The following is an 11,357-nucleotide window of genomic DNA, read 5'->3' on the forward strand; positions in this document are numbered from 1 at the left end:
CGGGGATGACCTGCCAGTTGCAAGGACAAATGTCCTTGTTTGGTATGCTCGATCTGGGCTAAAGCTCAGTGGCTTCAGAGAAAGAGTTGCTTACTGCTCATTAGGAACGTGGATTAAATAAAATGCAAAACTTCATCCTGTCTCTCAATCCCTCTCCTTTATAAGGAGAGGGATTGAGGGTGAGGTAAGCCAGGGACATAAATTGTATCTTATTTAATTCTTATTCCTTAGTCATTGGTTTCTGTCACTCCTTCTGCTCCCTCACCTCCCAATACGGTTCGGTTAAGCCCAAAAAATAAAAATGTGTAGGTTGGGTTGAGGAACGAAACCCAAAAGTTGTAGGGTTTGTTGGGTTTCACTTCGTTCAACCCAACCTACAAATATTCTTAACCGAACCGTATTGCCTCACCTCCCCCATCTATACCCTGCGATCTGCTGAATTATCCTGATAGATAGAGGTTTTTAAGCTTTGTTCCTATCTTTTTTAATAAATATTCCAGAAAAATCTGTGTTGGCTGTTACAATATTGTTAAGAAAAGTTGCCCCTTGCATTTTGGGAACGCGCAATTGGGTTTTAACTCTCTTGAGAAGACAACGCAAAAAAAGATTTTCTAGACCAGCTGTGGGATGCTGGTCTTTTTGTCTTTAAAGTGCTTATACTTTTCAAACATCCTCTAAAGATACGCTCGCTTTACGGTATGCTCTTGGTACATCAATAGTATTTTTGAACTAACGAAGAATGTCAGGTTAAATACGTTTTTAATTGACAAAAAGCTCTAAAATAGCACGCTAATGGTATGAATAATTATAATTTTCTTAATAGCTGAAACTATTGCTATGACTTTATTATGTGCCAATTGCTCGGAATGAACTGCAATGTCCCAACGGATATTTGCTTTTCTTTTGAAGGGTTTTCTGCACGGGGAGGAAAAACGGATGATCATAGCGACGGTTGGGGCATTGCTTTCTTTGAAGGAAAGGGATGTCGAATGTTTTTAGATGCCCAACCTTCTGTTGCTTCTCCAGTAGCGGAGTTCGTGCGGAGTTATCCCATCCACTCAACCCATGTCATAGCTCATATCCGCAAAGCCACTCAGGGTGAAGTTGCCCTACACAACTGCCATCCTTTCCGCAGAGAATTGTGGGGTCAGTATTGGGTGTTTGCCCATAATGGTAATTTGCCAAATTTTGAACCGGAAAATTTGGGCTTTTATCAAGCCGTAGGTGACACCGATAGCGAAAAAGCATTCTGTATGATCCTAGAAACATTGCGATCGCATTTTCCTGAAGGTAAGCCTGACATCAAACAACTCTACCCTGTGCTACAACAAATTACTGATGTAATTGCAGAACTGGGTATATTTAATTATTTATTATCAGATGGAGAACATTTATTTGCTTATTGCTCAACCAAACTCAGCTACATTGTTCGCCAAGCGCCCTTTGCAGCTGCCCATTTAATTGACCAAGATATGACCGTAGATTTTCGAGAGGTGACTACTGAACGCGATCGCGTCGCTGTCATTGCTACAACACCCCTGACTGACAACGAACTTTGGACACAAATTAAACCGGGAGAATTGCTAATATTTCAAGACGGATTACCCCGGAAATATGCATTCAGTTAAGAATAAATATTTGCTCGATTTTTCCCATTTAGATAATTTCTAGATGGGTTTTGTTTTTCATCCTTTTCATATATTATTAGCATTTTAAGCGCAGCCGTTTTTACTGATGCAGGAAGAATTGGTTTTTGGACAAATACAAGTTTTACCTACTTCGGCTATAGAATTAGCTAACACTTCTTTGTAGATGCAAAGTAAATTTTCTAGATGATCTCCGCTTAATTGGTTAAATGGTACAGGAAATTGTTCTACAGATATGATATCTCCATCCTTGACATTAAAGCCTAGAGCGCGAGTACCAATCGTAACACCTGCATGAAGATAGACTTTCTGAAGTTCACAACCTAGATATTTAGTAATACGAAGTGCGACATCATAAGTGGCTAATTGACCAAAACCTTTTACTTCATAGCTAATAGACTCAACAAATTGGTAAATACTGTGAAAGTTTTCAAAACTACTAATATAGTGACCATCAAAATATTCTAAGGCAATCTCAACCGCTAAAGCTAGACGTTGGCGACCAACACGGCATTGATGACTATGAACTTTTCCCTGCTCGTCTTCGCTAAGAAAAGCTTTTTTGACAGCATCTCTTAAATTGTCAGCTTTTTTATACCAAGAATATTCCTTCTCTGCACAGGGATAAACATTATCACGATAGTCGTTATATATGTCAGTATAGGATTTCATTTCTGAAAACTCATCACTTAAGTTTTAATGTAATGCTCTCAAACATATTCATCAATTTTACTAGGGTTTCTCTAGCTGCTGATTTTTAGACAACCAAACACCTGAGCAACAGTTAACTCCAAGTCTATCCCCGATAACACTGGTAAACGCTCATCACCTTGCAAACGACCTACTGATAGCTTCGCCCAGCTTGAAAACTGGAGTATCTATCGACACGAGGGTTAAATAGTTAAAAATAAAAGTATTTATAATTCCTCACAAAACTGGTAGAATCACCATATTCTTGATAAAGAATCTGAGGTTTTTTGGTGTTTGCAACTAGATACATGGCATCATCCAGTATGATAAACACTATATAACTGTATTCCCATCAATTATTTGTAGATTTAATGGAGAAAATAGAATGAGTTTGTGGCAACGCACATTGAAAAGGTTACAAGCGATGCCGTTCGCGGAGCGTCTCGTAGAGAAGGCGGGCTACGCCTACGCTGAATATAGAACGTATCGGTTCAGACTAAATTCGCTCAAAGGCTTTCTATCACTCTTTTTAGTAGGTACTGTATTGAGTGTAGCGCTTGCCGCCTGCTCCGGTGGAACTGGGAGTAATTCTTCCACAGAATCCCCTAATGCTAATGCTAGTCCTGTTGCTGCAACCAAAGATAATGTTGAACTAACTCTGGTTTCCTTTGCAGTTACCAAAGCGGCTCACGAAGCGATCATTCCCAAGTTTGTAGAACAGTGGAAAAAAGATCATAATCAAACTGTCGTCTTCAAGCAAAGCTATGGCGGTTCTGGTTCCCAAACTCGTGCCGTTATCGATGGTTTGGAAGCAGATGTTGTTCACTTAGCATTGTCTGGAGACACCTCAAAGATTGAGAAAGCTGGATTGATTCAGCCGGGATGGGAGAAAGAAGTTCCCAATAATGGTATTGTCTCTAAAACTGTGGCAGCATTAGTAACTCGCTCAGGGAACCCTAAAGGCATCAAGACTTGGGAAGATTTGGCAAAAAGTGGTGTAAAACTGATTACTGCTGACCCCAAGACATCAGGCATTGCTAGGTGGAATTTCCTGGCGCTTTGGAATTCCGTGATTAAAACTGGTGGAAATGAGGCTAAAGCTACTAAATTTGTGACCAACGTTTACAATAATGTGCCAATCCTGACTAAGGATGCGCGGGAAGCTACGGATACGTTTGTCAAGCAGGGTCAGGGAGATGCCTTGATTAACTATGAAAATGAAATTATCTTGGCACAACAAAAGGGGCAAAAGATTGATTATGTCGTTCCCGATGTGAATATATCCATCGACAATCCGATCGCTGTGGTAGATAAAAACGTCGATAAGCACGGAACGCGCGAAGTTGCTGAAGGATTTGTCAAATATCTTTATACCCCAGAGGCACAGCAAGAGTTTGTCAAATTCGGATTCCGACCTGTGGATGAAACTTTAGCTCAAACTAAAGAAGTCACAGACAAATTTCACAAGGTGAAAACTTTGGGTACTGTTGCAGACTTCGGTGGTTGGGAAGCAATTGATAAAAAGTTCTTCGCAGATGGGGGACTGTTTGACAAGATTCAAGCCCAAAAGAAGCGGTAATTAGTCATTAGTCAATGGTCGGTAGCCAGTAGAAAAAACAACCGACCACTGAGAAAAAACTTCTGTTGAATTTTAAACTTTGAATTTTTGACTATGACTGTATCTCATTCTGTGGAAGTTGAACGTAAAACACCCTTTTGGAAGAAATTGGGGCGAGTTCCCTGGACTTGGCGAATCACCATAGGATACTTGACGGTGATGTTATTTATCCCGATAATTGCCATGTTCCTGAAAGCGAGTACAGAAACTCCGGCGAGATTTTGGGCGATCGCAACCAGTGATATCGCATTAGCAACATACAATGTCACTTTTTTTACAGCAATATTTGCTGCCTTACTGAATGGCGTATTTGGGACTCTGATTGCTTGGGTTCTGGTTCGCTACGACTTTCCCTTCAAACGCTTGATTGACGCCACAGTAGATTTACCCTTTGCACTACCAACTTCGGTAGCAGGGCTAACCCTGGCAACAGTTTACAGCGATAATGGCTGGATCGGTTCGCTACTAGCACCACTGGGAATTAAGGTGTCTTTTACCCGCACGGGAGTAGCGGTAGCAATGATATTTATCTCACTACCTTTTATCGTGAGAACCGTGCAACCCGTGCTTCAGGAAATGGAACATGAAATTGAAGAAGCCGCTTGGTGTCTAGGTTCTTCTCAATGGCAGACTTTCTGGAAAGTAATTTTACCGCCTTTATTTCCGACGATTTTAACTGGTGTTGCCTTGGGTTTCTCCCGTGCAGTTGGAGAGTATGGTTCGACTGTGATTATCTCTTCCAATACGCCATTTAAAGATTTAATTGCACCTGTGCTGATTTTCCAGCGATTAGAGCAATATGACTATTCTGGTGCAACAGTAATTGGCATAGTTTTACTATCAATTTCATTGATACTGCTATTGGCAATTAATTTCTTACAAGCATGGGCAAGGCGATATGACAGTAGATAAGCCAAGTTTTCACTCATCTGCACCTGTATCAGATACAGCCAAACCTCTTAAAGTGCAGAATAGTTGGGTGCCAATAGTTTTAATTGGTATAGCGATCGCCTATTTAGCCCTAGTTCAATACATTCCTGCAATCAACGTTTTTGTCCAAGCCTTCAGCAAAGGATTTAGTCCGTTTCTGTCCAACTTGACGCGGCCAGCTTTTCTGCATGCAGCTTGGCTGACACTGTTGCTGGCTTTGATTGCTCTGCCTGTGAATACAGTATTTGGATTATGTGCAGCTTGGGCGATCGCTCGTCATAAATTTCCTGGACGCGCCATAGTTTTGAGCATAATTGACCTACCCTTTTCGATTTCGCCCGTAGTCGCAGGATTGATGCTTGTGCTACTTTACGGACGCAATGGCTGGTTTGGCCCTTGGCTCCAGGCCCATGATATCAAGATTATCTTTGCATTTCCAGGTATGGTGCTGGCTACAGCGTTTGTAAGTATGCCCTTTGTGGCGCGGGAAGTGATTCCTGTTTTAGAGGAATTTGGCAAGGATCAAGAAGAAGCTGCTAGAACTCTAGGTGCAAAAGATTGGCAGATATTTTTGCGCGTCACCCTGCCCAGTATCCGTTGGGGCTTACTGTACGGTTTAATTTTGACCAATGCCAGAGCAATGGGTGAATTCGGGGCAATTTCGGTGGTATCTGGCAACATTGCTGACAAAACCCAGAGTTTACCACTGTTTGTAGAAGATGCTTACAAACAATACGAAACCGAGGCTGCTTTCTCTGCGGCTGTACTGTTGGCGCTGCTAGCAGTAGTAACCTTGGTGCTAAAGGAAATTTTAGAACGTAAAACCAGTATTAAAGATGTTGAATAGAAAAATCAAGCGATTATAGTTATCAGAAAATTCGGTTTAAAACCCCGTGCTTCTAGCACGGCTTTAATTAAAAAGTTATCCTTTGAATAAGATACAAGCAAATCATCGGACATGGTACAATTTACCTATAAGCTATCAGGAAATTACCATTAGGATTAAGGGTAGTTCTGTACCAATCCTGATCAGGGATTGAAATAATTCAGATATGGCTACTGATAATACACTTACCAATAAACGGATTCGCCTTAGAATCCCCAAGGATTATCACCAGGAACCTGTCATTTCTCGCCTGGTGTCTGACTATGGACTGACTGTGAATATCACGGCAGCGATTTTGGGAGCGAATGCTGTCGGTGATGGTTGGTTTGACCTTGAATTACAAGGAACAGATGCACAAATTCAGAGCGGGTTAACCTATCTCCACGATTTGGAGTTAGAAGTCTGGGATGACACTAAACTAAGTGATTGGTAAAGGTTATAGCAACACATACTAGGGGCGTATAACTATCTGTGCGCCCTCATACCTAATATAAACCCTCTCGTTTTATCTGACTTTTCAGGCTATCTGGAAAACCTCTCTTCTTTATCTCTCTCCTAAAAGGAGAGAGACTTTCAATTTGCCCCCTTAGAGCGTCGGGAACAAGGTTAGGTTTTTCTTTAATAAGCGATAGAAATTAGTTGTTCAAAATCTTGGAAATCAAAATTTGGTTGTTTTTTGCAGTATTTACCACATACATCATAGGAGACTATAGAATTGCAGAAATCAAAAATAAGATTTTCCATCTCATCAACTGTATAAGGCTCTATCTCTCTGTAAGTTTTTTCAGATGCTTTAATAATTACTTCACATGTAGTAATTCTGCCTGAACCCCTTGAGAGTAACTTTTTAGTTTCGCTTACATTTTTAGTTTTGCCATTAATTGTCTTGGAAACTTTGAAGTCACTAATTAGGTTAAAAAGATGACAGATGGCTGTATTTTTTACTTTACCAATAGTACCTATAAAAACAATTTTATATTTATCTATACTAAGAATTTTCTCAATTTGTTCTGATCTTTCTAGCTTTGAATTCAGGTTATTGATGCCTGAAGCACCTAATAGTTTTTTGATTTCACGTCTTAAATTTTGCTTCAATGATGTAATTTCTTCTTGCGGCTGTGTCATCAACATACTGTTTTGCCTATTTCGGTGCTATTTACTTGATACTTGCAGTATGCCCACTATGATTTAATATCTAACAAAATTCTTAAAACATCCCCTAACCTGACTTCGGGAACCCTTTAATCGCTTCGCTTAGTAAGGATTAAAGCGATCGCCTGAGGATAATTTTACGTGAATTTACCCATTGTTTTTTTGCAGACTTTGTGAGAATCTCTTTTACATAACAATTAAATTCATTAAATCGATAGAGTTACCGTAGTTTAATAAGAGCCAAAATATGAAAATCTCTATGAGGCTGGCATCCAAGCAGACACAATTGAGTTATGGGGGCACGGGATCAGCAAAATTCTCTGCCGAACCCCAAAATTGTGTAGGCGCAGCCCAACCTAGACATCGCTATTGGGAATTAATCTGATGTCTCAGAGTAAATCAGTAGAACCCGCTTCAGTTCACAGCCGAATTCTCGTGCCTCAGTGCTATCACAGGCAACCTGTAATTTCCCGACTGGTATCTCGTTATGGTTTAACCGTAAATATCAAAGCTGCATCCCTGACATCAGAGAGTGACAGGGACGGTTGGTTTGATTTGGAACTTTCAGGAAATCCTCAAAAACTGACAAATAGCTTATCTTACTTGCAAGGATTGGGCGTAAATTTGCTAGAACTAGCGATCGCTAACCACATTCAACCCAACCAGCACTCTTTACCTTTCCCAAACCCAGCTAGCAAACTGAGTCCTAAAGACTCTGCATCGCTGACAAATCAATGGCAAGAACAATTCCAGCAATGGATTTCTCTGGGTCAAACCAATCGATTACGCTTGCAACTGTGCGTTTTAAAATCCTATTATCAAGAACCGGTGATTTCCGAATTAGTTTCTGGTTATGGACTAACAGTGAATATCACCAGTGCTAGACTTCAACCCGATACGCAAGATGACGGTTGGTTTGACTTGGATTTGTGGGGGAGAACAAAGCAACTCTACTCTAGCCTGAGTTATTTAGAAAAACTGGGGCTACCGATTTGGGTGGATTTGTCTAGCGTTTATAGCGATCGCTAACCAAATAATTTATAATTCGTAATTCATAATTCATAATTTTTTGAGCGATCAAATTTATTAGTAGGGTAATTATGAATTATGCTGAGGGCGATCGCTAGTTTTGCTGAAATAATCTAAATTTCGTAGTACCAAATTTCTTCTTCTCGCAGGACAATTCGGTGCAGGGAAAGACGAGCAATCAAGCCCTCTTGCTCAAACTGCCCAAGAACACGAGTGATAGTCACACGAGTTGAACCGACCATTTCGGCTAGGTCTTCATGAGTCAGACGCATATCTATTAAACGTCCCTTCTCTACTTCCGAACCAAACTTTTTAGATAACCATGCCAACAGCTTGATCAGCATAGTATCCACTTTTTTATGGCTACGAATGATCATCAATTCTTGAGCCTGTTGGATATGGGCAAGTAGAGTTTCTGTTAGTTGAGTCCATTCCTCTAAGGGTAAGTTTGTCGCCTCCACTTTAGTAAGGCATTCCATCTGATAAGGTTCTAATTTTGACAAAGCCCTACCAACGATATCTCCTGGACCCCACAATCCCAGAGCGACGGTTGTACCATCTTCAAGATAGGTAAAAGTCCGAACAAAACCAGTTTCAATCTTCCAAAGGCGGTTTTGATGTTCTGGCATAAATGACCTACGGCCAAAAAGTTGCTTAGTATTATTACTACTTAAACTAGACAAGCTTGTGTAGGAAGACACCATATTATATAGCACTATTCTCCGATAAATTAACCGTAGTATTATATTTATATCAGGTTCTAAGAGGCTATGGGTATTTTAAAGAGGGGAGTGGGGAGTTAGGAGCAGAGACGCGATTAATCGCGTCTGTACAGGAGTTATTATTTCCCCCCTGGCAATGCCCCATGCCCATTTTCTAAATTCCCGCACCATCAAGAAAATCTTCAATCATCCCATCAGAATTTTTGCTCTTAGGGTTGTCGGTTGGTTCGTCGCCAAGCTCAGTTGGAGACAAGCTTGATTGATCTTGCAACTGCTCGAACTGTTTCTCTAGAGCCTTGACGCGTTCAAATAAAGCGCGGATTACTTCAGCTTCTACGTCGCGTACTTTATCATGATCCAGAACATTGGTGGGTAAGTTATTCTGACGAGTCACGCGCCCTGGAATCCCAACTACAGTAGTGTTACTGGGCACATCTCGCAGCACCACAGAACCGGCTCCAATACGGACGCGATCGCCTATTTGAATATTTCCCAATACCTTCGCACCCGCTCCCACAACTACATGAGAACCTAAAGTTGGATGGCGTTTGCCGCTTTCTTTCCCAGTCCCGCCAAGGGTGACACCTTGATAAATTAGAGCATAATCACCCACGATCGCAGTCTCACCAATTACAACTCCCATACCGTGGTCGATAAACACTCCCTGGCCAATTAATGCCCCAGGATGGATTTCAATCCCGGTTAAAAATCGACTAATATGAGAGATAAATCTAGGTATGAAGGGAATTCCCATTTTATGCAGCCAGTGTGCCAATCGATGAAATACTAGGGCCTGAAGTCCAGGGTAACAGAACAATACTTCTAGCCAGTTACGGGCTGCTGGGTCACGCTCAAAAATGGTTCGCAAATCAGTTAGTAGCATACTCTGTTGGGATTTTCGTTGGTAAGTGAGGCTCTGAAAACAGAAACTCAGGATAATTCCCACAAAAAGATCAAGTCTTCATGGGAATTGTGTCAGATAAAAATCTACGGTAAATCGATAGAGTATAGTGTTTGTGTGGGTAATAAGTGGGATGCTATCACATTCCACACTCGGAAAAAATTAATTTCGCATAAACTGCGATAAGTCCCTCAATTCACCGTAGTATATTGAGTACAGTCTTGAATAGCCAAAACTATGCTCTCTTGGATTTGTCTTCCAAAGTGGAATACGCGCTGCTGGCACTCTTAGAACTGGCAAGCCACCACGGGAAAAAACTTCCTTTAACCATGAGCGAGATCACTGCCAAGCAAACTATACCTGAGCGCTATCTAGAACAAATTTTGACCAACCTCCGGCGTGCTGGTATAGTGCAAAGTCAACGCGGCTCTAAAGGAGGTTTCGTTTTAGTTCGTGAACCTTGGCAGATTACAATACTGGAAATTGTCACTTTGGTTGAAGGCGAGCGGAAAGAGAAAGATATCTCTGACTCTTGCACTCTGGAAAAGACTCTGGTTTATGAAGTTTGGGAGCAAGCTAACGCTGCCTCAATTGAAGTTTTGGGTCGTTATACACTCCAAGACTTGTGCCAGGAAAGAGAAACTCGCGCACAGCAGAGTCCGATGTATTATATTTAGACACGACGGAGTATTCACATGCGGATAGCGAAAGATATCACAGAGTTAATCGGACGAACTCCTTTAGTTCAATTAAACAAGATTCCCCAAGCGTCGGGAGCGGTTGCTCAGATTGTGGTGAAGCTAGAAAGCATGAACCCAGCATCTTCTGTAAAAGACCGGATTGGCGCGAGTATGGTGGAAGCGGCAGAAGAAGCAGGCTTGATTCACCCTGGAAAAACCGTTTTAGTAGAGCCGACTTCTGGGAATACAGGAATTGCGCTGGCGATGGTGGCGGCCGCTAAGGGTTATGATCTTATTCTAACGATGCCTGACACAATGAGCCAGGAAAGACGATTGATGCTCAAAGCTTATGGCGCTCAACTAGAGTTAACACCAGGGGTAGAAGGGATGCGAGGGGCGATCGGTCGTGCAGAACAGATTTTAGCTCAAACGCCCAATGCTTATATGTTGCAGCAGTTCCGCAACCCTGCTAACCCGAAAGTTCACGCCGAAACCACAGCCGAAGAAATTTGGGATGATACCGATGGAAAAGTAGATATTCTCGTGGCGGGAGTGGGTACTGGTGGGACGATTACCGGAGTTGCAGAAGTTATTAAAGGACGGAAGCCGAGTTTTCAAGCGATCGCAGTTGAACCAAGCAACAGTCCGGTATTAATAGGTGGGAAATCGGGACCTCACAAAATCCAAGGTATCGGCGCGGGATTTATCCCAGCAATTTACCGTCCAGAACTGGTAGATGAAGTGATTCAGGTAGCAGATGAGCAAGCGATCGCTTACAGCCGTCGCCTAGCAAAAGAAGAAGGATTGCTATCGGGGATTTCTACTGGCGCTGCTTTATACGCGGCTATTCAAGTGGCACAACGACCAGAAAATGCCGGCCGCCTCATCGTCATGATCCAGCCTAGCTTCGGCGAACGCTACCTCAGTACCTCACTGTTCAAAGACCCAGAGGAGAATGAGTGGTTGAGTAAAGTTTGATTCCATATAGTAATTTTAGATTTTAGATTTTTCATCTAACCCTCCAGGAGACCCCCACCAAAACTGTACTCAGTTTGGTGGTGGGAGGAATGGAGGGTTAATTGTGAAACGTCCCCCTCGTTATT

The 11,357-nt window shown here is 41.9% G+C and carries 12 protein-coding genes; 8 read left to right on the forward strand and 4 right to left on the reverse strand.

Going from position 1 to position 11,357, the window contains the following annotated elements; genetic code table 11:
* Positions 1 to 848: 848 nt before the first annotated feature.
* Positions 849 to 1,628, forward strand: a complete 780-nt coding sequence (locus tag ACYTXL_RS20225; protein WP_461921462.1) for a class II glutamine amidotransferase — start codon at positions 849 to 851, stop codon at positions 1,626 to 1,628.
* A gap of 84 nt (positions 1,629 to 1,712) precedes the next feature.
* Here ACYTXL_RS20225 and ACYTXL_RS20230 read toward each other — a convergent pair whose 3' ends face one another.
* Positions 1,713 to 2,318 carry a hypothetical protein gene (locus ACYTXL_RS20230; RefSeq protein ID WP_461921463.1) on the reverse strand — a complete coding sequence of 202 codons (606 nt, stop codon included), beginning with the start codon at positions 2,316 to 2,318 and terminating at the stop codon, positions 1,713 to 1,715.
* A 403-nt stretch (positions 2,319 to 2,721) separates the two neighbouring features.
* On the opposite strand from ACYTXL_RS20230, the gene ACYTXL_RS20235 reads away from it, so the two are divergent.
* From ACYTXL_RS20235 to ACYTXL_RS20250, 4 genes are all read left to right on the forward strand, one after another.
* Positions 2,722 to 3,915: a sulfate ABC transporter substrate-binding protein gene (locus tag ACYTXL_RS20235; RefSeq protein WP_461921464.1), complete on the forward strand. Its 1,194-nt coding sequence runs from the start codon at positions 2,722 to 2,724 to the stop codon at positions 3,913 to 3,915.
* Between the two features lie 93 nt (positions 3,916 to 4,008).
* Positions 4,009 to 4,866, forward strand: a complete 858-nt coding sequence (cysT, locus tag ACYTXL_RS20240) for a sulfate ABC transporter permease subunit CysT (protein ID WP_461921465.1) — start codon at positions 4,009 to 4,011, stop codon at positions 4,864 to 4,866.
* Complete coding sequence (gene cysW, locus ACYTXL_RS20245; RefSeq protein ID WP_461921466.1) at positions 4,853 to 5,731, forward strand: sulfate ABC transporter permease subunit CysW; 879 nt, start codon at positions 4,853 to 4,855, stop codon at positions 5,729 to 5,731. Before cysT ends, cysW begins: the two co-directional genes overlap by 14 nt.
* A gap of 205 nt (positions 5,732 to 5,936) precedes the next feature.
* The gene (locus tag ACYTXL_RS20250) at positions 5,937 to 6,203 is read left to right on the forward strand and encodes an NIL domain-containing protein (protein ID WP_461921467.1); all 267 of its coding nucleotides are present in this window, start codon (positions 5,937 to 5,939) and stop codon (positions 6,201 to 6,203) included.
* Positions 6,204 to 6,388: 185 nt separating this feature from the next.
* On the opposite strand, the gene ACYTXL_RS20255 is transcribed toward ACYTXL_RS20250, so the two are convergent.
* Entirely contained in the window at positions 6,389 to 6,895 is a 507-nt protein-coding gene (locus ACYTXL_RS20255; RefSeq protein WP_461921468.1) for a hypothetical protein, read from the reverse strand.
* A 411-nt stretch (positions 6,896 to 7,306) separates the two neighbouring features.
* On the opposite strand from ACYTXL_RS20255, the gene ACYTXL_RS20260 reads away from it, so the two are divergent.
* A complete protein-coding gene (locus ACYTXL_RS20260; RefSeq protein ID WP_461921469.1) occupies positions 7,307 to 7,951 on the forward strand; it encodes an NIL domain-containing protein in 645 nt (214 codons plus the stop codon).
* A gap of 113 nt (positions 7,952 to 8,064) precedes the next feature.
* Here the strand turns inward: ACYTXL_RS20260 and ACYTXL_RS20265 are convergent, their stop codons facing one another.
* Both ACYTXL_RS20265 and cysE read right to left on the reverse strand, forming a co-directional pair.
* Positions 8,065 to 8,655 carry a Crp/Fnr family transcriptional regulator gene (locus tag ACYTXL_RS20265; protein ID WP_292794431.1) on the reverse strand — a complete coding sequence of 197 codons (591 nt, stop codon included), beginning with the start codon at positions 8,653 to 8,655 and terminating at the stop codon, positions 8,065 to 8,067.
* Between the two features lie 172 nt (positions 8,656 to 8,827).
* Positions 8,828 to 9,556 (reverse strand): serine O-acetyltransferase, encoded by a 729-nt coding sequence (gene cysE, locus ACYTXL_RS20270; protein ID WP_461921470.1) that lies wholly within the window; start codon positions 9,554 to 9,556, stop codon positions 8,828 to 8,830.
* Positions 9,557 to 9,768: 212 nt separating this feature from the next.
* Here cysE and ACYTXL_RS20275 point away from each other — a divergent pair, with 212 nt between their 5' ends.
* Complete coding sequence (locus tag ACYTXL_RS20275) at positions 9,769 to 10,251, forward strand: RrF2 family transcriptional regulator (RefSeq protein WP_334791507.1); 483 nt, start codon at positions 9,769 to 9,771, stop codon at positions 10,249 to 10,251.
* A gap of 18 nt (positions 10,252 to 10,269) precedes the next feature.
* A complete protein-coding gene (gene cysK, locus ACYTXL_RS20280) occupies positions 10,270 to 11,232 on the forward strand; it encodes a cysteine synthase A (protein WP_292794429.1) in 963 nt (320 codons plus the stop codon).
* The last annotated feature ends 125 nt before the right edge of the window (positions 11,233 to 11,357 follow it).

The organism is Nostoc sp., assembly GCF_054880495.1.

Coding starts and splice junctions, on each gene's coding strand:
- ACYTXL_RS20225 (WP_461921462.1), top strand. CDS start 849: ATGTGCCAATTGCTCGGAATGAACTGCAATGTCCCAACGGATATTTGC.
- ACYTXL_RS20230 (WP_461921463.1), bottom strand. CDS start 2,318: ATGAAATCCTATACTGACATATATAACGACTATCGTGATAATGTTTAT.
- ACYTXL_RS20235 (WP_461921464.1), top strand. CDS start 2,722: ATGAGTTTGTGGCAACGCACATTGAAAAGGTTACAAGCGATGCCGTTC.
- cysT (WP_461921465.1), top strand. CDS start 4,009: ATGACTGTATCTCATTCTGTGGAAGTTGAACGTAAAACACCCTTTTGG.
- cysW (WP_461921466.1), top strand. CDS start 4,853: ATGACAGTAGATAAGCCAAGTTTTCACTCATCTGCACCTGTATCAGAT.
- ACYTXL_RS20250 (WP_461921467.1), top strand. CDS start 5,937: ATGGCTACTGATAATACACTTACCAATAAACGGATTCGCCTTAGAATC.
- ACYTXL_RS20255 (WP_461921468.1), bottom strand. CDS start 6,895: ATGACACAGCCGCAAGAAGAAATTACATCATTGAAGCAAAATTTAAGA.
- ACYTXL_RS20260 (WP_461921469.1), top strand. CDS start 7,307: ATGTCTCAGAGTAAATCAGTAGAACCCGCTTCAGTTCACAGCCGAATT.
- ACYTXL_RS20265 (WP_292794431.1), bottom strand. CDS start 8,655: ATGGTGTCTTCCTACACAAGCTTGTCTAGTTTAAGTAGTAATAATACT.
- cysE (WP_461921470.1), bottom strand. CDS start 9,556: ATGCTACTAACTGATTTGCGAACCATTTTTGAGCGTGACCCAGCAGCC.
- cysK (WP_292794429.1), top strand. CDS start 10,270: ATGCGGATAGCGAAAGATATCACAGAGTTAATCGGACGAACTCCTTTA.